Source organism: Paraburkholderia sp. Cpub6 (assembly GCF_014201065.1).
In the GTDB taxonomy this organism is placed as follows: Bacteria; Pseudomonadota; Gammaproteobacteria; order Burkholderiales; family Burkholderiaceae; genus Paraburkholderia; species Paraburkholderia tuberum.
In genome coordinates this window covers 208389-233897 of sequence record NZ_JACHDM010000009.1, presented here as the reverse complement: position 1 = coordinate 233897, position 25509 = coordinate 208389, and the positions used below count along the sequence as shown (strand labels likewise).

General features: G+C 65.3%; 18 protein-coding genes. 15 read left to right on the top strand and 3 right to left on the bottom strand.

Translation table 11 applies throughout. The features are described from left to right. Positions 1-4560 (top strand): S-layer family protein, encoded by a 4560-nt coding sequence (locus HDG33_RS18250; protein WP_184031834.1) that lies wholly within the window; start codon positions 1-3, stop codon positions 4558-4560. Here HDG33_RS18250 and HDG33_RS18245 read toward each other — a convergent pair. Genes HDG33_RS18245 through HDG33_RS18235 form a run of 3 tightly spaced genes read right to left on the bottom strand, consistent with a single transcriptional unit; the run spans position 4557 to position 7000 of the window. Further along, complete coding sequence (locus HDG33_RS18245) at positions 4557-5357, bottom strand: glycosyltransferase family A protein (protein WP_221311451.1); 801 nt, start codon at positions 5355-5357, stop codon at positions 4557-4559. The genes HDG33_RS18250 and HDG33_RS18245 overlap by 4 nt on opposite strands. 34 nt (positions 5358-5391) lie before the next feature. Beyond that, the gene (locus HDG33_RS18240; protein ID WP_184031832.1) at positions 5392-6189 is read right to left on the bottom strand and encodes a protein phosphatase 2C domain-containing protein; all 798 of its coding nucleotides are present in this window, start codon (positions 6187-6189) and stop codon (positions 5392-5394) included. A 34-nt stretch (positions 6190-6223) separates the two neighbouring features. Further along, positions 6224-7000 carry a hypothetical protein gene (locus tag HDG33_RS18235; RefSeq protein WP_184031831.1) on the bottom strand — a complete coding sequence of 259 codons (777 nt, stop codon included), beginning with the start codon at positions 6998-7000 and terminating at the stop codon, positions 6224-6226. 783 nt (positions 7001-7783) lie between these two features. On the opposite strand from HDG33_RS18235, the gene tssA reads away from it, so the two are divergent. The 14 genes from tssA to tssL all read left to right on the top strand — a co-directional run bounded on the left by tssA (position 7784) and on the right by tssL (position 25499). Continuing rightward, positions 7784-8815 (top strand): type VI secretion system protein TssA, encoded by a 1032-nt coding sequence (gene tssA / locus HDG33_RS18230; RefSeq protein WP_184031820.1) that lies wholly within the window; start codon positions 7784-7786, stop codon positions 8813-8815. A gap of 93 nt (positions 8816-8908) precedes the next feature. After that, positions 8909-9409, top strand: a complete 501-nt coding sequence (tssB, locus tag HDG33_RS18225; RefSeq protein ID WP_184031811.1) for a type VI secretion system contractile sheath small subunit — start codon at positions 8909-8911, stop codon at positions 9407-9409. A gap of 25 nt (positions 9410-9434) precedes the next feature. Beyond that, complete coding sequence (gene tssC / locus HDG33_RS18220) at positions 9435-10931, top strand: type VI secretion system contractile sheath large subunit (RefSeq protein ID WP_184031803.1); 1497 nt, start codon at positions 9435-9437, stop codon at positions 10929-10931. A gap of 45 nt (positions 10932-10976) precedes the next feature. Further along, complete coding sequence (locus HDG33_RS18215) at positions 10977-11465, top strand: type VI secretion system tube protein Hcp (RefSeq protein WP_184031795.1); 489 nt, start codon at positions 10977-10979, stop codon at positions 11463-11465. 95 nt (positions 11466-11560) lie between these two features. Further along, the gene (locus tag HDG33_RS18210) at positions 11561-12397 is read left to right on the top strand and encodes a type VI secretion system accessory protein TagJ (RefSeq protein WP_184031793.1); all 837 of its coding nucleotides are present in this window, start codon (positions 11561-11563) and stop codon (positions 12395-12397) included. Continuing rightward, positions 12390-12902, top strand: coding sequence for a type VI secretion system baseplate subunit TssE (tssE, locus tag HDG33_RS18205; RefSeq protein ID WP_018422993.1), 513 nt, complete (start codon positions 12390-12392; stop codon positions 12900-12902). Before HDG33_RS18210 ends, tssE begins: the two co-directional genes overlap by 8 nt. A 4-nt stretch (positions 12903-12906) precedes the next feature. Continuing rightward, positions 12907-14802, top strand: a complete 1896-nt coding sequence (gene tssF / locus HDG33_RS18200; RefSeq protein WP_184031785.1) for a type VI secretion system baseplate subunit TssF — start codon at positions 12907-12909, stop codon at positions 14800-14802. Then, positions 14787-15866 carry a type VI secretion system baseplate subunit TssG gene (gene tssG, locus HDG33_RS18195; RefSeq protein WP_184031766.1) on the top strand — a complete coding sequence of 360 codons (1080 nt, stop codon included), beginning with the start codon at positions 14787-14789 and terminating at the stop codon, positions 15864-15866. The genes tssF and tssG overlap by 16 nt, the downstream gene beginning before the upstream one ends. A gap of 4 nt (positions 15867-15870) precedes the next feature. After that, positions 15871-18648 (top strand): type VI secretion system ATPase TssH, encoded by a 2778-nt coding sequence (tssH, locus tag HDG33_RS18190; RefSeq protein ID WP_184031752.1) that lies wholly within the window; start codon positions 15871-15873, stop codon positions 18646-18648. A gap of 23 nt (positions 18649-18671) precedes the next feature. Next, positions 18672-19061: a DUF4280 domain-containing protein gene (locus HDG33_RS18185; protein ID WP_184031747.1), complete on the top strand. Its 390-nt coding sequence runs from the start codon at positions 18672-18674 to the stop codon at positions 19059-19061. Between the two features lies 1 nt (position 19062). Next, positions 19063-21054 (top strand): type VI secretion system Vgr family protein, encoded by a 1992-nt coding sequence (locus HDG33_RS18180; protein WP_184031745.1) that lies wholly within the window; start codon positions 19063-19065, stop codon positions 21052-21054. A gap of 31 nt (positions 21055-21085) precedes the next feature. Beyond that, positions 21086-22831 carry a type VI secretion system-associated FHA domain protein TagH gene (gene tagH / locus HDG33_RS18175; protein ID WP_184031743.1) on the top strand — a complete coding sequence of 582 codons (1746 nt, stop codon included), beginning with the start codon at positions 21086-21088 and terminating at the stop codon, positions 22829-22831. Positions 22832-22851: 20 nt separating this feature from the next. Beyond that, the gene (gene tssK / locus HDG33_RS18170) at positions 22852-24186 is read left to right on the top strand and encodes a type VI secretion system baseplate subunit TssK (protein ID WP_184031741.1); all 1335 of its coding nucleotides are present in this window, start codon (positions 22852-22854) and stop codon (positions 24184-24186) included. A gap of 23 nt (positions 24187-24209) precedes the next feature. After that, positions 24210-25499 (top strand): type VI secretion system protein TssL, long form, encoded by a 1290-nt coding sequence (tssL, locus tag HDG33_RS18165; protein WP_184031739.1) that lies wholly within the window; start codon positions 24210-24212, stop codon positions 25497-25499. Positions 25500-25509 lie beyond the last annotated feature (10 nt).

Sequence of the window (25509 nt, the reverse complement as noted above, 5' to 3'; positions counted from 1 at the left end):
ATGAACAAGCGATGCAATGTGCGACCCGGGCATGTGAGCACGATCGCCGGCGCGGTCGCCGCGTTGTTCGCGGCGTCGTATATGCCGCTCGCGCTCGCGAATCCGACCGGCGCCCAGGTGGTGGCCGGCACGGTCAGCATCAACTCGCCGGGCGCGGGACAGATGCACATCACGCAGGGCTCGTCCAATGCGATCGTCAACTGGAACACGTTTTCGATCGGTAGCGGCGAAGCGGTCAGGATCTCGCAGCCGTCGGCTTCGGCCGCGCTGCTCAACCGCGTGACGGGCAACGACCCCAGCTTGATCGCCGGACGCCTGCAGGCCAACGGCAAGGTGTTTCTCGTCAATCCGGCGGGGGTGATCTTTGCGCCGGGATCGTCGGTGAACGTGGGGTCGATGATCGCCTCGACACTCAATATCTCCAATGCCGATTTCCTCGCCGGCAACTTCCATTTCGTCGGCGCGTCCGCGGCGGCGCTCAGCAATGCGGGGTCGCTGACGGCGGCCGAGGGCGGCACCATCGCGTTGCTCGGCGGCACGGTCAGCAATAGCGGCACGGTCAGCGCAAAACTGGGCCGCGTCGCGCTGGGCGCGGGCAACGACATCACCGTCGATTTTGCCGGCGACGGTTTGACCACCCTGAAGATCAACCAGGGCGCGGCGCACGCGCTGATCGGCAATACCGGCACGCTGGCCGCCGACGGCGGCACCGTGGTGATGAGCGCACAGACGGCCGACGCGCTGGCGGGCACCGTCATCAACCAGCAAGGCATCGTGCGCGCGCAGAGCCTGAGCGAACACGACGGCCGCATTCTGCTCGACGGCGGCACGAACGGCGTGACACAGGTGAGCGGGACGCTCGACGCCAGCGGCAGCGCGGGGCAAACCGGCGGCAGGATCGACGTGACCGGCTACGACGTGGCGCTGCTGGCCGGAGCGTACGTCGATGCGAGCGGTGCCGCGGGCGGCGGAACCGTCCACTTCGGCGGCGGCCCGGCGGGTGCGGACCCCTCCGTTCGCAATGCCAATGCGATCTGGATGGCGCCGACCGCCAGCCTCCATGCGGATGCGCTCGTCGACGGCAATGGCGGCAACGTCGTGGCTTACAGTGAAACGGCCAGCCGCATTTACGGCACGTTGACCGCGAAGGGCGGGCCGCAGGGCGGCGACGGCGGCTTGATCGAAACGTCCGGCCACACGCTCGACACGACCGGCATGAGCGTCGACGCATCGGCGGCGAAGGGGCAGGGCGGCAGGTGGCTGCTCGATCCGTTCGAGGTCGACATCGTGACGCAGGTGCCGGATGTCACCGCGGCGCCGGTCCCAACGCAGACCGCAACCGATTCGAACACGATGACGTTCGGGCCGATCACGGGCAGCACGTTCATCCTGGACACGGCGCTCACCGGTCCGCTGAGCCTCGGCACGTCGGTGACGGTACTGACAGGGACCGATCCCAACTTCGGCGCGGGCGACATCGTCGTCGACGCGCCGCTCAACCTCACGACCGGCACGCTTCCCGCCACGCTGAAGCTGAGCGCGACGGGATCGGTGCTGGTCAACAACACCATCACGTCGAGCGCGGGGCCGCTCGGCCTCGTATTCGATGCGAACGTGGGCGGCACGAGTCCGCTCAGTCTGGTCTCGTTCCAGGGCGTCACGGTGAAGACCAACGGCGGCAGCGTGACGTTGGGAAGCGGTGGCGCGAGCCCGGTCCTGATCCAGAACTCGAACATCGACACCGCGGGCGGCGATCTGACGGTCACCGGCACGTTCCCGATCAATGGCGTGGCGATTGGCTATCTGATCACGTCGTCGTCGGGCATTTTCATCGACTCGTCGACCATTTCCACGGAGGGCGGCGTGTTCTCGCTGTCGGGTGTCGCGCTGGGCCCGAACGCCAACGGTGTGGCGATCAACGGCACCAGCTCGCTCTCGACGACGAGCGGCGCGCTTCGCATCACCGGCACGGCTACCGCCGGCGGCGGAGGCAACGACGGCGTGATCGCGCAAGGTGACAATACGATTCAAACCGGCAGCGGCGCGCTCACCATCAGCGGCGCCGGCAGTTCGAATATCGAGGATCAAGGCATCGGCGTGTTTCTATCAGGCAGTTCTGCCAGCACGGCGAGCGGTGCATTGAGCGTGAACGGCAGTTCCTCTGGAAGCAGCGCGATGGGCGTGTTCCTGAGCGGCGGCGCCACGGTGGGCGAGGGTCCCGCGCTGCAGCCCGGGCTCACCAGTTCGGGCGGCGCGATCTCGGTCAACGGCAGCGTGGCGCAAAGCGCGCAAGGGGGCTTCGGCGTCGAGACTCAGAACACCACGATCTCCAACACGACCGGCTCGATCGGCGTGACGGGCAATGTCACCGGTACCGCCGCCGGCGGCACCTTCGCGGACGGCGTCTATTTCTATGGCACCACGTTGAGCACCGGCAGCGGCGACATTTCCGCCGCCGGCAGCGTGTCGTCGAACATGAACGTCAGCATCGGCCTCGACATGCATGGGTCGTCGGTCCAGTCGACGAGCGGCAACCTCGAGTTCACCGGACAAAGCGTGGGAGCCGCGGTCAACGGCGACTCGGTGATCGGGCTGATGTTCGAGAACACGCTATGCGTGGACTGCATCCAGACAGCCCCCGTATCGGTGACGACCGGCACGGGCTCGGTGAGCCTGTTCGGCAGCGGCACCGGTCCGTTCGTGCAGGGTGTGCTGATCACCGACGGCACGACGATCACGTCGACCAACGGCGGGGCGATCGATATCCGCGGCGCGGTGAGCGGCCCGGCCGGCAGCAGTCCGAACCTGCAGAACGACTATGGCGTGCTGATCGCCAATGGCGCAATCAGCGCGACCGGGACGCGTACCACCGCGATCGGCATTGCCGGTTCGACCACGACGTCCGATCCGGGCGTCGCGATCGGCCTTGCGGTGCCCGAGACCGAGCAGAGCGAGTTTGGGCTGATCAATCCGACTTCCATTGTCACCGGCGGCGGCGTGACGAGCGCGGTCGCCAATGCCACCGCCGACAACGTGACGATCTCGACGACGAATCCCGCTTCGATCGTGTTGCGCGCATTCAACGACGGCACGGCGAGCAGCCTCGCCATCACGCAGGCGACGCTGTCGTCGCCGGGCGGCGTGCTGTCGATCATGCCGGCGTCGGTGGACCCGTCGAGCTTCACGATCACCGCTCAGAACGCGACGCCGATCACGCTGCTCGGCACGGGCGGCGGTCTCAGCATCGACGCCCCGACTTTCTCGACCTTCGCGTCGATTCCCAGCATCGTGCTCGGGTCCAGCACGCAAACCGGGCGCATCACCGTCGACGGGCAGTGCGTATCGGGCGGCTCGCCTTGCGTGCCGACGCGTCCGGGCTTCGCGAACAATCTCACGCTGTCCAACCCGGGCGCGGGCAGTCAAGGGATCGCGCTGACCTACGGCATCTCGACTCCGGGCCAGACCTTGATGCTGCTGTCGGCGGGTCCCGTCACGGACCCCGGCGGCATCCAGGCCGCCGGGCTGATTCTCGCCGGCCCCGGTACCTTCACGCTGACCGATCCGCAAAACGACGTCGGCGTGCTGGCGATGGCCAACGCGGGGAGCGTCGACTTCTCGAACTCGCATGGCTTCGTGATCGGCCCGCTGACGAGCCAGACGTTCGACTCCGCCGCGAGCCAGTTGAGCCCGATGAGCGGGACGAACTCCACGCTGACCGGCAGCCTCGTCGCGACCGCTACGACCGGCAATATCGGGCTGGGCGCGAGCACGCCGTCCGCGACGGCTCCGAATACGAATCTGAGCGCGGGCGGCTCGATCGATCTGGTGATGGAGAACGGCGTGTTCGTCGATGCGAACTCCGGCACACTTGGCGCCGGCAACGCATGGCGAGTCTGGGCCAGCACCTGGAACGGCGAGACACGCGGCAGCGTGCAGCCGAACACCGCGCAGCCCAATTTCTACGGCTGCCTGTTTGGCTCGGGCTGTAGTTGGGGCGGCACGGTGCCCACCACCGGCAATCATTTCGTCTATGTCGCACGGCCGACGGTCACGGTCAGCGCGGACGGCGCGACGCGCTACGTTGGGGCGCCGAACCCGGCGTTCTCCTACACGACGAGCGGTCTGATCAACGGCGACACCGCAGCGGGCACGTTGAGCGGCTCGCAGACGACCACGGCCACTCTGACTTCACCGGCGGGCGGCTATCCGATCGACCCCAACTTCACGTCCAGCGTGGGCTATATCGTCAACGAAGTGCCGGGCACGCTGACGGTGATTCCGTTTCAGAGCAAGATCCCGAATCCGCAGGGCCCGATCCCCAATCCGGTCGCGCAAAGCGGTCTGCAGACGTTTTTCAGTAGCCAGGAGCAGACGTTCGTCTACGAAAACAATCTGCAAGGCACCAACATCTGCATCGGCTCGAACCAGCCGCTCTTCAGCACGACGCCGCCTGGCGAGAAACAGGACATCCTCGCGGTCGAATGGAAGCGGGTGCGTTCGCAGCCGAACCTGAACAGCTGCCTGCTGACGAACACCCAGCACGGCTGCGGTGACTTCTAGCGGGAGCCGGGCGAAGCGGGCGGGACGGGTGGCGCGGCGCCTGCGGGCGAATGCAGCGCGCGCAGTTGCGCGATGGCGGCCTCGGCGCTCGCGACGAACCGTTGCGAGAGCCGCCATGCTTCGACGACCTCCTGATGGACGGGCTGCTCCATCCCGAGGTGAATCCGGAAGAATCGTTCAGCGTGGATGGCCGGGTGGTAATGCTGGCGCACCCGCTTCGCGTCGATCAGCCGCCGGTTGCCGAACAGCCTGCTCAATGCCCACGAAAACGCGCCGTCTTCTCCGCCGACGCGACGAAAGAAGGCGTCGAGCGGAAACCCGCCCAGCGCGCGATACACCGCCCGCCGGATCACGAGACTGCTCGGCACGGTGTTGCTGAGGATCGCCGCGTACTTTTCGAAATCGGGATGCTCGACGATCGCGCGCGGAAAGCCCGCATAGTCGACATCGAGCCGCACCGATGCCTCGCCCGGACAACGCTGCAGATAGCCACTCGCCGCGGCCAGCGCGCCGGGCAGATATTCGTCGTCGGCGTCGATGAATCCGAGCAGATCCTCGGTCGCGTGCATCGCGGCCCAGTTGCGCGCGGCGGCGACGCCGCCATTCACGTACATGCGCAGTACTTCCACGCGCGCGTCGAGGCGGCCGTAATGTTGCGCGACTTCGATCGAAGCATCGGTCGAGCCATCGTCGACGACGATGATTTGTGCCGCCTCCGGCTGAATCAGACAGCTTTCCAGTGCGCGGCCAAGCGTTGCCGCCATCTGCAGACAGGGAATGATGATCGAGATCGGCATGATGCGAGCCCCGTTCCGATGCTGATCCGCTGCGTTACGCCTGTGCCGGGCCGGGCATCAATTGCATCGCCTGGGCGTCTTCGTCGCCGACCCACACCGCGAACGCCGTGAAGTTGTCGTGATTCGTGCTGGCGCTCGCGCGCACCTGTTGCGCGAGCGCGTCGAGCCAGGCGCCGGGTGTCGCCGCATGGGCCAGCGCGTCGGCGATGCCGGCGTCGTCGGCGTACTCCCACAGGCCGTCCGTGCAGATCAGGAAAGCGTCGCCGTCATGCAGCGCGAAGGTACCGTCGACGCCCGCAATGGAGAGTGCGTCGCGCGTGCCCAGCGCCGCATACAGCACGTTGCGGCGCGGATGATGACGCATCTCCTCCTCGGCGAGCAGCCGCGCGTCGACCATCTGCTGAACCATGCTGTGGTCGCGCGTGCGCGCGCAGATCTCGCCGTGGCGGAAACAGTAGAGGCGGGTGTCGCCGCAATGGGCCCACGCGGCCGTCGCGCATTCGCGGTCGATGGCGAGCACCACGGCCGTCGAGCGCATGTCTTTTTCATTGCCTTTGCCGCGCAACTGTTCTTCGACGATGTTCTCATTGGCATGCGTGAGCGCGCTGATCAGCCGGTCGCCCGTCGGCGGCAATTCGGCAACGGTCAGGTAGCGCAAATCCGCCAGCACCGAAGCGACGACGAGGCGCGAGGCGGTGTCGCCGCCGCCGTGTCCGCCGGCGCCGTCGGCGACGACGCAATAGTAGAGCCGTTCGCTCGACCAGTCGCCGAACGAATCTTCGTTGCGCGGGCGGTCGCCCCGGTCGGTCAGGCTTGCGGTGGCAAGTTGCACCGTTGACCTCTCATATGCTCGCGGTCTGTCGAGCTCATTCCTGCGCGTGCGACTGCGCGGACAGAATGCCCAGAACCAGCAGGATGACGATGCGATTGCCCGGCGAGATGTCGATGCCGAGGCTGTGCTCGATCCATTGGCCGATTTGCGTGCGGGCGAAGTCGGCGGGTATCGAGCCTTTTTTCAGCGTGACGCCAAGCTTGCGCGCCCGGTAGTGATACGACGCGATGCCGTAACGCGCGGCCACCTGCGACAGACCGCCTTTCTCGTTCGACAGCCAGCCGAGACTGCCGGCGAGCAGCATGCGGTCGGCGTCGTCGAGCGAAGCGATGAAATGCGACGCGGAGTCGCGTACCTCGGCTTCGTGCAGACCGTATTGCAACAGGACCGAGCCGATCGGATCGGGATGAAAAGCCGTTTGCCGGTCGATTTCGAGCATCACGTCGCCTTCGTCGAGCGACACGTTGCGCTGATGGCTCGCGCTGCGCAGACAGTCGATCAGATAGCGGCGGAAATAGGCGCACACGGCATGGCTGGTCGAAGGCGCGCTGTGCAGCGGGAAAGTGGGCAATGCCGTCGGCGCGGTATCGAGGCGGAACACCTTGAGATAGAGGAACTGCGAGATCAGTTCTTCCTTGTCCTCGCCCAGCGCCTGCAATTCCGACGGATGGTAGCCGGTCAGCGCGCGGCGCACGATCGTATAGATCGACGCCATTTCGTCGTGGCTCAGGCAGGTGCGGCGTTGCCACAGGTCGGGCAGTGCGCTTTCTCCAGCGTGGTCGGCAATTGCAGCGCTTTGGATATCTGCCACTTTTCACCCCGAGGTGGTGAGCCCCGCTTCTTAAGGGCGGAGCCCGGCTGCTGACACTACCCATTTCGCCGCGTGTGTGGTGCGCCGGTTTTCTGTCCCCAATGAATCCGGCACTCGCTTTGCCGCCATATCGGGCAGATTGTGTATGCCAAACGCTTGCAATACCGGCAATTCCGCCGTGCAACCGGCGCGTGATTGGAAAACAGACTTAGTCTATTGGCACGTTTTATTTATTACAAGGTAAAACTTAATATGTTATTCACCGCTCTGGCGACGGGTTCTATCGCTATCAGGACTAACCCTAAACGCGACGTAAGCGCTTACCGGCAATCCGGGAAGGTCAAATTTTTTAAAAAATCCGGGCACCTGATTCGTTTACCCAGATGTTGGGCGATCCCGCCAATCGACCGTCCTGAAAGGACGCGCTGGTGAGGTCGTAAGACGACTGTCCGGGCTTGTGATTGTAATGGTGCCGGAACGAAAAGGTTAAAACTTCTTAAGTGTTTATGGAGTTGAATGGTATTACATATACTGTTTCGCTTAATTAAACAAAATCCGTTTCTATTGCTGTCCGGCTTTGATTTTCCGGGCTGCGTGCTATTCTCATATCGGATTGCCGCCGAGAAAGGACAACGCTCGCTAAAAACATCGCAATAGCTGGCGAAGGCAATCTAATCAGAGTTAACACGTATTTCCGGGAACGCTGATTCCCGGCGGGCAAGGGCAACCCGTACCGGTCACTTACGGTGCGTCGAGACTACTCATCCGAGACCGATACCAGACATGGCCACGCTTCTCGCGGGCGAAATGCTTGCCGACATATCAGCTGCCAGTCCATGCGGGGACGACCTCGAGTACGACCCTGACTTCCTTGCGCTCGAGCAGGTCGTCCACGGCAAGCCGGAGGTGCAGTTCGGCGAGACCATGGTCGCCGCCACGCCGCCTGACTGGAAAATGGCCGAAGCGCTGTCGCTCGATCTGCTCGCAAAAGGCCGCGACTTGCGCGTCGCGGTGCACCTGGCGCGCGCGCTACTCAATCGCCGACGTTTCCCTGGCTTCGCAGAGGGCCTCGCACTCGTCGAAGGCCTGCTCGAACAGCGCTGGGACCATGTCTATCCACAGCTCGATCCCGACGACGACAACGATCCGACCGCCCGCGTCAACGCGCTCGCCGCCCTCGTCGAACCGTCCGGCATGCTGGTGGACGTGCGCGACGCACTGCTCGCGTCGTCGCGCGCGCACGGTGGCGTCAGTTTGCGCGACATCGAATATGCGACCGGCGAAGTACCGCTGCCCAAGGGCGTCGAGGCGGCGTCGCTGAGCTCGATCGACGCGGTGATCGCCGACGCCCACCAAGACGCCGCCGAAGCGCACACGGCCTTGCTCGCGGCCACGCATAGCGCGATGCGCATCGAGACGGTATTGACCGAGCGTGTCGGCGCGGCGCGCTCCATCGATCTGTCGCCGCTATCGAGGCTGCTGCGCCGTGCAGCCGACTTTCTCGGCGAGCGTCTCGACATCCCGGGCGGAGCGCCGCAAGCATCGCCGAACGGCGACGTGACCCTGGGCGAAAGCGCCGGCGCGGCGCCGGCACCCGTGCCGCTGTCCGGCGACATCACGGACCGTCAGGACGTGATCCGCATGATCGACAAGATCTGCGCGTACTACGAGCGTCACGAACCCTCTAGCCCGTTGCCGCTGCTGCTGCTGCGCGCGCGCCGGCTGGTCGACAGGAACTTCATGGAAATTCTGCAGGACCTCGCGCCCGAAGGCGTGCGCCAGGCCAGGCAGGCCGGCGGTATCGAAAACGAGTAAGCAGTCAGGCGGGGATGGGCTTTTTCGCTTCTAGCAACGCCAGTCATGCGGCACGCTGCTCGCGGCCGTGCGGCGTCAACCAGGGGAATGGTCGTGGCCAAGGAAAGCAGCCAGAAATTCATCGCGCGCAATCGAGCGCCGCGAGTTCAGATCGAATATGACGTCGAAGTCTACGGGTCGGAGAAAAAGGTCAATCTGCCATTCGTCATGGGCGTGCTGGCCGATCTCTCCGGTCAGCCGGCGGACCCGCTCGCGCCGGTGGCGGATCGAAAGTTTCTCGAGATCGACGTCGACAACTTCGACGAGCGTCTGAAGTCGATGAAACCGCGCGTCGCCGTGCAGGTGCCGAACATGCTGACCGGTCAGGGCAACCTCGCGGTCGACATGACCTTCGAGAGCATGGACGACTTTTCGCCCGCGGCGGTCGCGCGCAAGGTGGACGCGTTGTCGAAGCTGCTGGAGGCGCGCGGCCAGTTGCAAAACCTGCTGACCTATATGGACGGCAAGACCGGCGCCGAGGAGCTGATCGCGAAACTGCTCAACGATCCTGCATTACTGCAGTCGTTGGCGTCCGCACCGAAGCCGCAGCAATGAGCGTGATCTACAGGGGAGTCTGACCATGGCTGAACCTAGCACCGAAGGGCAAGCGCAACCCGGCGAGGCGTCGCTTGAAACGAGCGATTTCGCGAATCTGCTGCAAAAGGAATTCAAGCCGAAGAGCGAGAAGGCGAAGGAGGCCGTCGAGACGGCGGTGCGCACGCTCGCCGAACAGGCGCTGCGCGATACGAACGTGATTTCGGGCGATGTGCTCGCGACGATCGAATCGCTGATCGCGCAGATCGACGAGAAGCTGACCGCCCAGATCAATCAGATCATCCACTCGGAAGAGTTCCAGAAAGTCGAGAGCGCGTGGCGCGGCTTGCACTATCTGGTCAACAACACCGAGACGGACGAGACGTTGAAGATCCGCGTGATGAACGTATCGAAGGGCGATCTGTACAAGACGCTCAAGAAGTACAAGGGCACCGCGTGGGATCAAAGCCCGATCTTCAAGAAGCTCTACGAAGAGGAATACGGCCAGTTCGGCGGCGAGCCGTATGGCGCGCTGGTGGCCGATTATTACTTCGACAACGGGGGACCCGACGTCGATCTGCTGACGCAGATATCCAGGATCTCGGCCGCCGCGCATGCGCCGTTCATCGCCGGCGCCGATCCCGCGGTGATGCTGATGGATTCATGGCAGGAGCTGGCCAATCCGCGCGACCTGACGAAAATCTTTCAGACGCCTGAGCATGCCGCGTGGCGCTCGCTGCGCGAATCCGAGGATGCGCGCTACGTCGGTCTCGCGATGCCGCGTTTTCTCGCGCGTGCGCCGTATGGCGCCAAGACCAATCCGGTCGAGGAATTCGATTTCGAGGAAGACACGGCCGGCGCGGACAGCGGCAAATACGCATGGGCCAATGCCGCCTATGCGATGGCGACCAATATCAACCGCTCGTTCAAGATGTACGGCTGGTGTTCGCGGATTCGCGGCATCGAGTCGGGGGGCGCCGTCGAGAACCTGCCGGTGCACGCGTTCCCCACCGACGACGGCGGCATCGACATGAAGTGCCCGACCGAAATCGCCATTAGCGATCGCCGCGAAGCCGAACTCGCGAAGAACGGCTTCATGCCGCTCGTGCACAAGAAGAACTCCGATTTCGCCGCCTTCATCGGCGCGCAGTCGCTGCACAAGCCCGCCGAGTTCGAAGACCCCGATGCCACCGCGAACGCGAACCTGGCCGCGCGTCTGCCCTACCTGTTCGCCTGCAGCCGCTTCGCTCACTACCTGAAGTGCATCGTGCGCGACAAGATCGGCAGTTTCAAGGAGAGGGACGACATGCAGCGCTGGCTGCAGAACTGGATCCTTCAGTACGTCGACGGCGATCCGGCGCACTCGACGGAAGAGTCCAAGGCACGACGCCCGCTCGCGGCCGCCGAGGTGGTCGTCGAGGAAGTCGAAGGCAATCCCGGTTATTACACGTCGAAGTTTTTCCTGCGTCCGCACTACCAGTTGGAAGGCCTGACCGTATCGCTACGGTTGGTTTCGAAGCTTCCGTCCGCCAAGGCGGCATGACGGAAATCCCCATTCAGTGACGAATTGCTTTGAGCGGAGAAGAAGATGGCCATCGACATGTTCATGAAGCTGGGCGATATCAAGGGCGAGTCTCAGGACAAGACCCACAAGGAAGAAATCGAAGTGCTCGCGTGGAGCTGGGGCATGAGCCAGAGCGGCACGATGCACATGGGCACGGGCGGCGGCGCCGGCAAGGTGTCGGTGCAGGACCTGTCATTTACCAAATACAGCGACAAGGCGAGTCCGCCGATCATGGCAGCCTGCACCAAAGGCACGCACATCGACACGGCGTTGCTGACGGTGCGCAAGGCCGGTGGCGACAATCCGCTCGAGTACTACAAGATCACGTTGAATGGCGTGCTGATCAGCTCGTATTCGACCGGCGGCTCGGGCGGCGAAGAACGCTTCACCGAGAACGTCACGCTCAACTTCGAAAAATTCCATGTCGAGTACCAGCCGCAAAACGCGAAGGGCGAGAAGGAAGGCGGGGTGGTCGAAGTGAAGTGGAACATCCCCGCCAACGCCACTACCTGATCGGCTGAGCGCAAAGGGCGACTGCACCGCGGCGGTCCTGCCGTCGCAGTGCGGCGGCGGGTGGGACGACTCGAGCCAGACCGGAGCGAACCGGCATGAACGCAGAAGAATGCTTGCGCGAAGGCGATCTCGACGGATGTCTGCGCGAATTGCAAAAACAGGTTCGCAAGGATCCGTCGAAGGCCGCCTATCGCGTCTTTCTATTCCAGTTGCTCGCGGTGACGGGCGCCTGGGATCGCGCATTGACGCAACTGAACGTCGTCGGCGAACTCGACGCGGCCGCGTTGCCGATGGTGCAAACCTATCGTGAAGCGTTGCAATGCGAGGCGCTGCGCGAAGCGGTTTTCAAAGGCGAGCGCGCGCCGCTGATCTTCGGCGAGCCGACCGGCTGGCTTGCGTTGCTCCTCGAGGCATTGCGGCTCGACACCGCGGGCGATAGCGGCGCGGCGGCCGCCGCGCGCGCGCGGGCGCTCGACGAGGCGCCCGCCACCGCCGGCGCATTGAATGGCGAACCGTTCAGGTGGCTCGCCGACGCCGACAACCGGCTCGGCCCGACACTCGAAGCCGTGCTGAACGGCCGCTATTACTGGATTCCTTTTTCGCGCATCAAACGGATCGAAATCGAGCCGCCGTCCGACCTGCGCGACCGCGTCTGGATACCGGCCGTTTTCACGTGGGCCAACGACGGCCAGGCCGCCGGTCTGATTCCCGCCCGCTATCCGGGCACGCTCGCCGAGCCGAATCGAGCGTTGTGGCTCGCGCGCCTGACCGAATGGATCGGTGACGATCCCGTGCTCGCGCGGCCGGTGGGACAGCGTATGTTCGCCTCCGATGCGAACGACTACGCGCTCTTCGACGTGCGCACCATCGAACTGACGAGCGGCGACGCACCTCCCGAACAGGACGGCGCGGCCGCTCCGGATCATGGCTGAACTGACCGCGCGTGATCGCCTGCAACCGTCGCTGCTCGACCGGCTGACCGATCTCGAACCGGAGGCGAAACAGGAAGCGCGCGAGCGGCGCGTTCTGTCGATGCGCGCGCTGCGCGAGAGCGTGCAGCGCGACCTCGGTTGGCTGCTGAACGCGAATGGCCTCGCGTCGGTGCAGGATCTGAGCGGCTATCCGTATGTCGCGACCTCCGTGATCAATTTCGGCCTGCCGGACATTGCCGGCAAGACCGCCTCAGGCATCGATCCGTCGCGGCTCGAGCGGCTCGTGCGCGATGCGATCTGGGCGTTCGAGCCGCGCATTCTGCGCGACACCGTGCGGGTCAGTTCGATGCAACTCGAAGAGACGACCGGGCGCCACAACACCGTGTCGTTTCTGGTGGAGGGCGATCTGTGGGCGCAGCCGTATCCGGAGCGGCTCTACTTCAGGACCGAACTCGACCTGGAAGTCGGCGAAATCCGCGTGATCGACCAGGGCGGGCCGCGCTGAACCCATGAATCCAGACCTGATCAAATACTACAGCCAGGAACTGCAGCATCTTCGGGAGATGGGCGGCGAGTTCGCGCGCGAATTTCCGAAGATCGCCGGGCGCCTCGGACTGGAAAACCTCGAATGCGCGGACCCCTACGTGGAGCGTCTGCTCGAAGGCTTCAGTTTCCTCGCGGCGCGCGTGCAACTGAAGATCGACGACGAGTTTCCGCGCTTCACCCAGCATCTCGCGGAGCTGGTGTACCCGCATTACCTCGCGCCCACGCCGTCGATGGCCGTGGTGCAGATCCAGCCGGACCTGACCAGTTCCAATCTCGCGGACGGCGTGCGGGTTCCACGCGGCAGTACGCTGCGCAGCGTGCTAGACAAGAACGGCTCGACGCGCTGCGAATACCGCAGCGCGCACGAACTGACGCTTTGGCCGCTCGACATCACGGAAGCGCGGTTTTTTACGCACGCGGGCTCGCTCGGTGGCATCGACAGCGCGCTGCCGGCGAGCATGGCGGCGGGCGCCGCTATCAAGGCCGGCCTCAGGCTGCGCCTACGCGCCACCGCTGGTCTGAGAATCAACCAGCTGAAACTCGACCGGCTGACGCTGTATCTGCGCGGCACGGACGGGATGGCCACGCGTATCCACGAGCGTCTGCTCGGTTCGGTGAGCGGCGTCGTCGTGATGCCGGCCAAACGTCCGGCGTCCTGGCATGTGCAGTTGCCGGCGAGCGCACTGCGGCCGCTCGGGTTTGCCGACGATGAAGCATTGCTGCCGGTCAGCCGGCAGTCATTCCAGGGCTACCGGCTGTTGCAGGAGTATTTCGCGTTTCCGCAGCGCTTCATGTTTCTCGCCATCGACGGTTTGCACGCGGCGTTGCGGCGTTGCGCGGACACCGAAATCGAAGTCATCGTGTTGCTCAAACGCGGTGATCCGCTGCTCGAACAATCGCTCGATGCCAATAATTTCGCGCTGCATTGCACGCCCGCGATCAATCTCTTTTCGCGGCGTACCGATCGCATCGCGCTATCGGACGAACAGTTCGAATATCACGTGGTGGCCGATCGCACCCGGCCGATGGACTTCGAGATCTATCAGATCGAGAGTGCGACCGGCTATAGCGCGGGCGCCGGCGGCGAGCAGCGCTTCGAGCCGTTCTATCACGCGCGCGATCTCGGCGCCACCTATCGCGCCGGCGCGTACTACCAGGTGCGCCGCGAAAAACGTCTGCCGTCGGCGCGTCAGCATGAGCGCGGCCCGCGCACGAGCTACCTCGGCAGCGAGATGTTCATCGCGCTGGTGGACGCGAGCAATGCGCCGTTTCGCGCTGACCTGCGGCAACTCGGCTTGCAGGTGCTGTGCACGAATCGCGACCTGCCACTGACGATGCCGGTCGGCGTCGGCCCCGCCGATTTCACGCTCGATGTCGAAGCGCCGGTGCAGAGCGTGCGCTGCGTGAGCGGTCCGAGCCGGCCGCTGCCGTCGTATGCGCACGGGGCCGTGGCGTGGCGGCTGTTGAGTCACCTGTCGTTGAACTACTCGTCGCTGCTCGATAACGATGCACAGGAGGGCGCCCGCGCGCTGCGCGATCTGCTGAGTCTCTACTGTCCCGCCGACGAGATCGCGAGTCAGCGGCTGATCGAAGGCGTGCGCTCGATCGATTCGCGCTCGGTGACGCGACGCTTGCCGGGCGCGGGACCGATCGTATTCGGCCGCGGTCTCGAAGTGACGCTGACGCTCGACGAAGCCGCGTTCGAAGGCGCCGGCGCGTTTCTGCTCGGTGCCGTGCTCGCGCAATATTTCGCGCAATACGTATCGATCAACTCGTTCACCGAGACCGTCGTGAAGACGCTGTCGCGCGGCGAGATCATGCGCTGGCCAGCGAGGGTCGGACAATGCCGGACGCTCTGACACTGTTGCGCCGGCTCGAAGACGATGCGCGCCGCTTCGACTTCTTCCAGGTCGTGCGGCTGCTGGAGAACGCGTATGCGGACAAGCCGCGCGTCGGCGAGTCGATGCAGCCGCGCGACGATGCGATCCGTTTCGTGCAGGAACCCGAACTGGTTTTCCATCCGACGACGCTCGGTGACTTCACGCCGGCCGGCGAGCATCACGCCGCGCGTCTCGCGGTCAACTTCTTCGGCCTGCTCGGGCCGCATGGTCCGTTGCCCACCCATCTGACCGAGTACGCTCGCGACCGCGCCCGCAACGCGAACGATCCGACCTTCGCGCGCTTTCTCGATGTCTTTCACCACCGGATGGTGTCGCTGTTCTATCGCGCGTGGGCCAATGCGCAACCGGCCGTGAGTCTCGACCGTCCGGGGCGCGATCGCTTTTCCTTGTATGTCGGCAGCGTGTTCGGGCTGGGCGAGCCGACGCTGCGCGATCGCGACGCGGTGCCCGATTTCGCCAAACTGCACTTCGCCGGATTGCTGGGCGGCCCGACCCGTCCGGCCGCCGGATTGAAACTCGTGCTGGCGCGTTTTTTCAACCTGCCGGTCGACATCGAACAGTGGGTCGGCCATTGGATGACGCTGCCCGCGAATTCGTTGTTGCGCCTGGGCGCACCGGACGGTTCGGCCGCGCTCGGCGTGTCGACGCTGCTCGGCGCGCGCGTCTGGGATTGCCAGCATAAATTCCGCATCGTCATCGGACCGTTGAGCCGCGCTGATTACGAGCGCTTCCTGCCGGGCGGCGAGAGTCTGAAGCGCCTCGTCGACTGGGTGCGCAATTACGCGCGCGACGGGCTCGATTGGGATCTCCGGCTGGTGCTGAAACAGGAGGACGTGCCACGCCTGAAGCTCGGGCGCCACACGCGGCTCGGTTACACCACCTGGACGCTCGGCCACCCGGCGCGCGGCGATCAGCGTCAGCTGGTGTTGCGGCCGACCGGTCCGGACGGCCGTTCACGGATTGCCGCGGCGGCCCGCGAGGCGTCCGCGGGGGCAGCGCCATCGACATCATCGAGGGAATAGAAAAATGGCCGAGATCAAACGGGCAGCGTTGTTCGGCAAGCTGAACAAGCTCGGGTTCCGCGCAATCGAGAGCGCGAACGTGTTTTGCAAGTTGCGCGGCAATCCTTATATCGAACTGTCGCACTGGTTCCACCAGATCCTGCAACTGCAGGACTCCGACCTGCACCGCATCATCAAACACTACGGGCTCGAGCCTTCCGCGTTGGCGCGCGATCTGACCGAAGCGCTCGACCGTCTGCCGCGCGGTTCGGCTTCCGTGACCGACATCTCGTCGCAAGTCGAGGAGGCGGTGGAACGTGGCTGGGTGTTCGGCTCGCTGATGTTCGGCGAGTCGCAGGTGCGCACCGGCCATCTGGTGGTCGGCCTCCTGAAGACGCCGTCGCTGCGCAACGGGCTCTACGGCATCTCGCGTCAGTTCGAGCGCATCAAGCTCGATTCGCTCGTCGACGAATTTCACGGCCTGCTGCGCGAGTCGCCGGAAGCGGCGATGAGCGCGAGCGATGGTTTTCAGGCAGGCGGCGCGCAGCGCGAAGGCGGCGACGCGGACACCACCGGCGGCCCGGTGCCGGCCGCCGCGCTGGGCAAGCAGGAAGCGCTGCGGCGCTTCACCACCGATCTGACCGAACAGGCGCGCAACGGCAAGCTCGACCCGATCGTCGGGCGCGACGAGGAAATTCGCCAGGTGATCGACATCCTGATGCGCCGCCGCCAGAACAATCCGATCCTGACGGGCGAAGCGGGCGTCGGCAAAACCGCGGTGGTCGAAGGCTTCGCGCAGCGCATCGCGGCGGGCGACGTGCCGCCGTCGCTGCACGACGTGCAGTTGCGCACGCTCGACGTCGGTCTGTTGCAGGCGGGCGCGAGCATGAAGGGCGAGTTCGAGAACCGCTTGCGGCAGGTGATCGAGGAAGTGCAGGCCTCGGAAAAGCCGATCATCCTGTTCATCGACGAAGCGCACACGCTGGTCGGCGCGGGCGGGGCGGCCGGCACCGGCGACGCGGCGAATCTGCTGAAGCCGGCGCTCGCGCGCGGCACGCTGCGCACGGTGGCCGCGACCACGTGGGCCGAATACAAGAAGCACATCGAGAAGGACCCCGCACTGACGCGGCGCTTCCAGGTCGTGCAGGTCAGCGAGCCGGACGAGACCCGCGCGATCCTGATGATGCGGGGTGTCACCTCGACGATGGAGCAGCACCACAAGGTGCAGGTGCTCGACGAAGCGCTCGAAGCCGCGGTACGTCTGTCGCATCGCTACATTCCGGCGCGGCAGTTGCCCGACAAGGCGGTCAGCCTGCTCGACACCGCCTGCGCGCGCGTGGCGGTCAGCCAGCATGCGACGCCCGCAGCGGTCGACGATTCGCGCAAGCGGATCGTCGCGCTCGAAACCGAGCTGGCGATCATCGGCCGAGAAAGCGCGGTGGGCGTCGACACGCGGGAGCGTGAAGCCGCCGCGGCGGAAAAGCTCGCGGCCGAACAGGCGCGTCTCGCCACGCTCGACACCCGCTGGCAGGCGGAAAAACAACTGGTGACGCGGATTCTCGCGCTGCGCGCGCAACTGCGCGGCGAGACCGGCAAGGTGGAAGGCGCGGCGCAAGCCAGCCGCACGAACGAAGCGAACGAAGCTGCGAACAGAACGGTAGACCAAACAGCGGCCACCGGCGCGACTGACAACCCCGCCAGCGACACCGCGACGCGCGAAGCGCGGCTCGCCGAACTGCGCGAGTTGCAGGCGCAGCTCGCGCAGCATCAAGGCGAAGATCCGCTGATCCTGCCGACCGTCGACCAGCAGGCGGTCGCCTCCGTCGTGCAGGACTGGACCGGCATACCGGTGGGCCGGATGGTCCGCAACGAAATCGAAAACGTCCTGAAGCTCGCGGAGAACCTGAACCGGCGCATCATCGGCCAGGCTCATGCGACGGAGATGATCGCGCGGCGCATCCAGACTTCGCGCGCGGGTCTCGACAATCCGAACAAACCGATCGGCGTGTTCATGCTAGCCGGCACCTCCGGAGTCGGCAAGACCGAGACCGCGCTGGCGCTCGCCGAGGTGCTGTATGGCGGCGAGCAGAACGTCATCACGATCAACATGAGCGAGTATCAGGAAGCGCATACGGTGTCGTCGCTGAAGGGCGCGCCGCCCGGCTACGTCGGCTACGGCGAAGGCGGCGTGCTGACCGAGGCGGTGCGCCGCCGTCCATACAGCGTGGTGCTGCTCGACGAGGTCGAGAAGGCGCATCCCGACGTCCACGAGCTGTTCTTCCAGGTGTTCGACAAGGGCTGGATGGAAGACGGCGAGGGCCGCGTGATCGACTTCAAGAACACGCTGATCCTGTTGACCACCAATGTCGGCACGGATCTGATCACGAGCCTGTGCAAGGACCCGGAGCTGATGCCGGAGCCGGAGGGTATTGCGAAAGCGCTGCGCGAGCCGTTGCTGAAGGTGTTTCCGCCGGCCTTGCTGGGGCGCGTCGTGGTCATTCCGTACTTTCCGCTGTCCGACGAGATGCTCGGCGCGATCATCCGGCTGCAGCTCGGCCGGATCGAGAAACGCATCCGCGTGTCGCACAAGATTCCGTTCAGCTACGACGACGACGTCGTGAAGCTGATCGGCAGCCGCTGCACCGAACTCGAAAGCGGCGGACGCATGATCGACGCGATCCTGACCAACACGCTGTTGCCGCGTATCAGCACCGAGTTTCTGACGCGCATGATGAACGGCAGCCCGGTCACGAAAGTGCAGATCGGCGCGCGCGACGGTGAATTTCTCTATACGTTCGATTGATCGAAAGGGGAGGATGCCTTCTTATGCCGCAACAAGTCAGCTTGGGCGCGACGCTGCAATGTTCGTTCGGCGCGGCGCCTTCGACGCTCGTGGTGTTGCCGGTCAACCGGGTGATGGGCGAAGGGCCGCCAGCGGCCAACATCATGGATCACATTCCGCTCGTCAACATCATGCCGTTCGGCGTGTGCAGCTCGCCCGCCAATCCGACCGTCGCCGCCGCGACGGCGGCGGCGTTGGGCGTGCTGACGCCGATGCCGTGCATTCCGGCCACCATGACGCCGTGGACGCCGGGCGCGCCGACCGTGCTGCTCGGCAACCAGCCGTCGCTCGACAACGTGTCGACCTGCATGTGCAACTGGGGCGGCGTGGTCACGATCGTCAATCCGGCGACAGTCAAGACCATGATTCCGTGACATGACCACGCAAAACCCGAACCGACACGTCACCGTCAGTTGCGCGCCTGCCGGCGAGGATCTGCTGTTTCTGCATCTGAGCGGCACCGAGGAGTTGGGGCGCCTGAGCGAATGGCGGCTCGATCTGCTTGGCAAGCGCAACGATCTGCAGGCCGGCGATCTGCTCGGGCATGACATCTCGATTGCGCTGTCGTTGCCAGACGACGGCGAGCGGCAATTCAACGGGATCGTCACGGCGTTCCGGATCGTCGCACCGGGCGACAACACCCGCAACCGCATGGCGCGCTATGAAGCGGTGGTGCGTCCGCGGCTGTGGCTGCTCACGCGCGCGTCGCACAGCCGCTTTTTCCATGAAAAGAGCGTGCTCGATATCGTGACCGGCGTGCTGCAGGACTACAACATCGACGTCAGCAATAAATGCCAGGCGACCTATCCGCCGCTGCAGCACTGCGCGCAATACCGGGAGACCGATTTCGCCTTCGTGAGCCGCCTGATGGAGCACGAGGGCATGTACTACTACTTCGAGCACAAAGGGGGCAAGCACACGCTGGTGTTGACCGATTCGAGCGACGTTCACGGACCGATCGAACACTATGCGTCGATTTCGTACGATGCGTGGTACGAGCCTTCGAACGAGAAGGAATGCGTGTATGCGTGGAGTTCGGGCGCGGAATTGCAGACCGGCAAGTACGAAGTCAACGACTACGATTTCGAAAAGCCCACGTTGAGCAACCAGCAAGGCCTGCTGTCGCGCGCGACGCGGCCGAAAGTGTACGATCCGCCGGTGTACGCGATGCAGGAACATCTGAGCGGCCACGCGCAGTCGAGCGATGGCGACCGCTATGCGAAGGTCGGTATCGAGATCCGTCAGGCGCGCAACGACAGCATTTCGGGCCGATCGAGCGCGCGCGGCATCTGGCCGGGCGGTCAGTTCAAGCTCGAGAATCACGCCTGCGATGCGCAGAACCACGAGTATCTGGTGATCAGCGCCGCGTACGAGATCAATTCGGATGTCTATGTGTCGACGGTGCGCCACGATCCTTCGCTGCCGCTCTTCGACTGCGCGTTCACCGCGTTGCGCAAGGAAAACCACTTCCGCTCCGAGCGGCTGACGCCGCAGCCGGTCGTGGCGGGCCCGCAGACCGCCATGGTGGTCGGCCCGGACGGCGAAGAAATCCTCACCGATAAATATGGCCGCATCAAGGTGCAGTTTCATTGGGAGCAGTTCGCTCCGCCGGCCGATGCCGACGCGCGCATGAAGCGGTGCTGGGTGCGGGTATCGCAGAGCTGGGCCGGCAAACGCTGGGGCACGTTCTTCTTGCCGCGGATCGGTCAGGAGGTGGTCGTCGAGTTCATCGAGGGCGATCCGAACCGGCCGCTCGTGACCGGTTGCGTCTACAACGCGAACACGATGCCGCCGTACGAACTGCCGGCCAATCAGATGTTCTCGACGCTGAAGAGCAATTCGACCAAGGGCGGCAGCGGCTTCAACGAAATGCGTTTCGACGACGACAAGGGCAGCGAGCAACTGTTCTTCCACGCCGAGAAGGACCACGAGACCTGGGTCAAGAACGACATGCTGAGTAACGTCGGCAACGACCAGCATCTGAAAGTGACCGGCAACGAGTTCGTGGCGATCACCGGCGCGCGCCACGACGCCGTGACGGGCGACCAGAACGCCCAGGTCGATGGCAACGCGTCGCTGAAGGTCGGGCAGAAGTTGCAGGAAAAGGTCGGCATGGACTATGCGGTCGACGCCGGCATGAATATCCACATCAAGGCCGGCATGAACATCGTGATCGAAGCGGGTGCGAGCATTACGCTGAAGGCGGGCGGCGCCTTCGTGGTGGTCGGGCCGGTCAGCGTGGCGGTGTCGGGCACACCGATCCTGCTCAATTCGGGCGGCTCGGCGGGCTCCGGCAGCGGCTCGTCACCGACCGCGCCGAGCGCGCCCAAAGACGCCGACGACGGAACCAAAAAAATCAAATCGTGAGTGATGCACCTGACCGCTCGTGGGGAGCCAAGTGAACTATCCGATTCTTTCGCTGCGGGTTGCGCGATTCAACGACGAGACGCTGGCCGAGCCGATCGCGATCGCGTTCGGCCCTGCCGGAGGCACGATTGGCCGGGCCAACGACTGCACGCTGGTGCTGCCCGATCAACAACGCGCGATCTCGCGCGTTCACGCGCGCGTCGAGTTTCGCGGCGGCGACTATCTGCTGTGCGATCTGGGCAGCAATCCGAGCGTGCTGAATCAGCGCGCGTTGGGCGGCACGCGCGAGGCGCGGCTCGCGGACGGCGACCGTCTGCTGATCGGTCCGTATCTGCTCGAGGTGTCGATCGGCGAGCAGGCGGCCGGCGTGCGCGGTCTGACGGGCGGGCGTGATCCGCTGAGTGCCGCGCAGGTGCTCAGTGGACCGTTGCCGGCCGATTCGCAAGGCGACGCGTTGCAGATGGGCGCGCTCGATCCGCTCGGGCAGCCGGGCTTCGGCGAACCGCAGCGGATCTCATCGGGTCCGGGCTTTGCGGGCTCGGAAAGCGATCATGTGTCGCCGGAGTTGCAGGCGTTTTCGGCGCCGCAAGCGTCCCGGCCCGACCCCGGCCGGCCTGCCACACCTACGGGGGGCATTCCGGCGGACTACGACCCGCTCGCGGATGCGTTGGCGCAATGGGAAACGCCCGGGCAGCCGGGCAGCGGCTCGCCGGCCGCGCCGCATCCTTCGCACGAGTTGCCGGGGTGGCCCACTGCGCCCGCGCCGGCGGCCGCGCCTTTGGGCGGCCCGACCGGCTTGCCGCCGGGATTGCTCGATCCCGGCGCGGCAGGGTCGGCGGCGACACCGTTCGATGATCTGTTCGGGATCCCGACAACGCCGTCGACGCAGTTTGCGCCATCGGCCCCTTTGGCTCCCGTGGTGCCGGTGGTCGTTCCGGTGGTCGCGCCGCAGGCCGCCACCGCGCGGGTGGCTGTGCCTGCCGCGGCGCCGGGGCCGTCGTCCGCTGCGCAGCCCGCGTTGGAGCCTGTGGCGCAGCAGCTTCAGCAGCCGGCTCCGTCCGCGGGCCCGATCACGTCGCCGCCTGCCGCGCCAGCGCCGACCGCCCAGCCGGCCCCGGTTCGCCACGCGGCCGCCGCCACTTCCGCGAGCCAGAACCCGGCCACCCTGCAGGCGCTGCTCGAAGGCCTCGGCCTCGATCCGTCGCGCGCGCCGAACCTGCCCGAACCGGAGTTCGCGCGTCTGATCGGCACGATGCTGCGCGACGCGCTGCGCGGCACGATGGGCGTGCTGCGCGCGCGCTCGATGACCAAACGCGAAGCCCGTCTCGACACGACGATCATCGTCGCGCGCGACAACAATCCGCTCAAGTTTTTCCCGGACGTCGACAGCGCGCTGGCGCAGATGCTGACTGGCCGCTCGGCCGGTTATCTGCCGCCCGACGAGGCGCTCAGACGCGCGTTCGACGATATCGAGGCGCACGAGCTCGCGGTGCTCGCCGGCATGCGCGCGGCGCTCGCGCACGTGCTCGGACGCTTCGATCCCGCTTCGATCGAAGCGCAGCTGAAAGACCCCGGCGCGCTCGAAAAAGTGCTGTCCAACCGCAAGGCGAAACTGTGGGATCTGTTCGTCGCCTTGCAGGGCGCCGTCGCGCGCGAAGCCGACGACGATTTCCAGAAGCTCTTCGGTCAGGCGTTCAATGACGCATACGAGGCCCAGATCGACGAACTGCGCGCGGCCCGCGAGCGTCAGCCGAAGCATCCCGCCGATCCCACCTAGAAACGTTTGAACGAGACAACATGTCCTGGAACAGCAAAGTCATCTGGTCGGAGGGGATGTTTCTGCAGCCCCAGCATTTGCAGCAGCACGACCGCTATCTGCAGCGGCAACTGGAGACGCGCGCGGCCGGCCTGCGTCCGTACAGTTGGGGCTTTACCGCGCTGGAGATCGACGAGTCGCTGCTCAAGCTCGGCAAGCTCGCGCTGCTGTCGTGCTCCGGCGTGATGCCGGATGGCACACCGTTCGATCTGCCCGCCGACGATGACTTGCCCGAGCCGCTGGAGATTCCCGAAGGCACCCGCAACATGCTGGTCCAACTGGCATTGCCGGTGCGCAGGCCGGGTGTCGCCGAAACCGGCAACGAAGCCAGCGAGGAGAACTTCGCGCGACACCGTGTCACCGAATTCGACGTCAGCGACAGCAACGATCCGAATGCCGGCGCGGCGTTGCTGCAGATCGGCAAACTGCGCGTGCGTCTCGCGCTCGCCACCGAAGTGGCGAATGCCTACACGACGCTCGGCGTCGCGCGCGTGCTCGAGCGTCTGCCCGACAACCGCGTCGTGCTCGAAAACGACTACAGCGCGCCGTGTCTCGACTATCGGGTCGCGCGCCGTCTCGCGGCGTTCGTCGACGACCTCGTGGGCCTTCTGCATCAGCGCGGTGAAGCGCTGGCCGGACGGCTTGCACAGCCCGGCGTGACGGGTGTCGCGGAAGTGGCCGATTTCCTGTTGCTGCAGTTGATCAATCGCCACGAGCCGCTGGCCGCGCATCTCTCGACGATGACCGGTCTGCATCCCGAGGCGCTGTACCAGGCGGCGGTGCAGTTGGCCGGCGAGCTGGCGACCTTCAGCCAGGCGTCGAAGCGGCCGCCGGCGTATCCGGTGTATCGCCATGAGTGGTTGCGCGAAACCTTCGCACCGGTGATCGACGACATTCGCGCGTCGCTGAGCATGGTGATGGACCCGCACGCGGTGGCGATCCCGCTCGAAGAGCGCAAGTTCGGCTTGCGCGTGGCGATCGTGCCGGACAAGACGCTGTTTGCCGGCGCCACCTTCGTGCTCGCGGTGCGCGCGCAAATGCCGGCCGAGCACATCCTGACCGGCTTCGCGCCACAGGTGAAGATCGGCCCGATCGAACGCATTCGCGATCTCGTCAATCTGCAATTGCCGGGCGTCGGCCTGCGCGCGTTGCCCGTGGCGCCCCGGCAACTGCCGTTCCATGCGGGCTTTACCTACTTCGAACTCGATCGCGGCAACGAACTGTGGAAACAGTTCGCGAATTCCGCGGGCATGGCGTTGCACGTCGCCGGCGACTTTCCCGGACTGACGATGGAGTTCTGGGCAATTCGCCGCTGATGCATTGATTGAGGAAGTTCATCGTGAGTCCAGACGAACCGCGTGGCCCCGCCGACGATCCCGGCGCGACGATTCTGATTCCGACACCGGGCGGCGCGCGGGCGGCGTTCATGGCGGCCGCGGCAACGCCCGCGCCGATGCTGCCCGCCGGCGGCGGTCTGAATCCGCTGTTGCGCGCGGCCAACCCGCTGATCGAACTGGCGCTGCCGTTGCGGCAGTTGCCGACCCATCCGAATGTGGAAGACTTGCGCAACCAGCTGATGCAGATGGTGCGCAACTTCGAGACGCAAGGCCGCGCCAACGGCATCGACGACGAGAAGCTCGGCGCCTCGCGCTATTGCCTGTGCACGTTCCTCGACGAAGCGATCGCCAGCACGCCGTGGGGGGCGGGCTTGTGGGGCAGCCGCAGTTTGCTGGTGACATTCCACAACGAGGCCTCGGGTGGCGAGCGCTTTTTCCTGATCCTGCAGCGTCTCGCGCAGAACCCCGCGGGCAATATCGACGTGCTCGAATTGATCTACGTGATTCTCGGCCTCGGTTTCGAAGGACGTTACCGTCTGATCGACGGTGGCCGCACGCAGCTCGACACGATCCGCGAACGCCTCGAACAGATGATTCGCGGCCAGCGCGGCGCGGCCGAACGCGATCTGTCGCCGCACTGGCTGCCGGTCAAGGTCGAACGCAAGCCGTTGCTGCAACTCGTGCCGTTGTGGGTGGCGGCGGCAATCGCCTGCCTCGTGCTGGTGATCGTCAATCTGGCGTTGAGCTTCAGGCTCAACGACGTGTCCGACCGCGTGTTCGAAGCGCTGCACGCGATCCGGGTCGCGCCGGCTCCCGTGCTCGCGTCGAAGCTGGCGGCGGCGCCAAAACTTGCGCCGAAGCTATCGCAGTTCCTCGCGCCTGAAATTGTCCAGGGCCTCGTGCGTGTCTCGGAGTTGCCCGACCGGACCGTCGTCACGATAAATGGCGACGGCCTGTTCGGCTCGGGCAGCGCCGATCTGGCCGCGGGCTTCGTCCCGCTCATCCAGCGTATCGGCGATGCGTTGAAGGAAGTGCCGGGCAACGTGGTGGTCGCGGGTCACACGGACAGCCAGCGAGTCTTGTCCGCGCGCTTCCCGTCGAACTGGCATCTGTCGCAGGCGCGCGCCGAAGCGGTGCGCGACATGCTCGCGTCGCGGGCCGGCAACCCCGCCCGCTTCAGCGCCGAAGGACGCGGCGACGCCGAGCCGATCGCACCGAACGACACCGCCGCGAATCGCGCGCGCAACCGCCGCGTCGATATCACGGTGCTGGCGCCGGGAGCGGCGTCGTGAAGGCCTTCGG

Excerpts from the sequence above, each read along its gene's own strand:
- tssK (WP_184031741.1), top strand. The coding sequence starts at position 22,852 with ATGTCCTGGAACAGCAAAGTCATCTGGTCGGAGGGGATGTTTCTGCAG.
- tssE (WP_018422993.1), top strand. The coding sequence starts at position 12,390 with ATGGCTGAACTGACCGCGCGTGATCGCCTGCAACCGTCGCTGCTCGAC.
- tssA (WP_184031820.1), top strand. The coding sequence starts at position 7,784 with ATGGCCACGCTTCTCGCGGGCGAAATGCTTGCCGACATATCAGCTGCC.
- HDG33_RS18180 (WP_184031745.1), top strand. The coding sequence starts at position 19,063 with ATGACCACGCAAAACCCGAACCGACACGTCACCGTCAGTTGCGCGCCT.
- HDG33_RS18245 (WP_221311451.1), bottom strand. The coding sequence starts at position 5,357 with ATGCCGATCTCGATCATCATTCCCTGTCTGCAGATGGCGGCAACGCTT.
- tssC (WP_184031803.1), top strand. The coding sequence starts at position 9,435 with ATGGCTGAACCTAGCACCGAAGGGCAAGCGCAACCCGGCGAGGCGTCG.
- HDG33_RS18210 (WP_184031793.1), top strand. The coding sequence starts at position 11,561 with ATGAACGCAGAAGAATGCTTGCGCGAAGGCGATCTCGACGGATGTCTG.
- HDG33_RS18250 (WP_184031834.1), top strand. The coding sequence starts at position 1 with ATGAACAAGCGATGCAATGTGCGACCCGGGCATGTGAGCACGATCGCC.
- tssG (WP_184031766.1), top strand. The coding sequence starts at position 14,787 with ATGCCGGACGCTCTGACACTGTTGCGCCGGCTCGAAGACGATGCGCGC.
- HDG33_RS18215 (WP_184031795.1), top strand. The coding sequence starts at position 10,977 with ATGGCCATCGACATGTTCATGAAGCTGGGCGATATCAAGGGCGAGTCT.
- tssH (WP_184031752.1), top strand. The coding sequence starts at position 15,871 with ATGGCCGAGATCAAACGGGCAGCGTTGTTCGGCAAGCTGAACAAGCTC.
- tssF (WP_184031785.1), top strand. The coding sequence starts at position 12,907 with ATGAATCCAGACCTGATCAAATACTACAGCCAGGAACTGCAGCATCTT.
- HDG33_RS18185 (WP_184031747.1), top strand. The coding sequence starts at position 18,672 with ATGCCGCAACAAGTCAGCTTGGGCGCGACGCTGCAATGTTCGTTCGGC.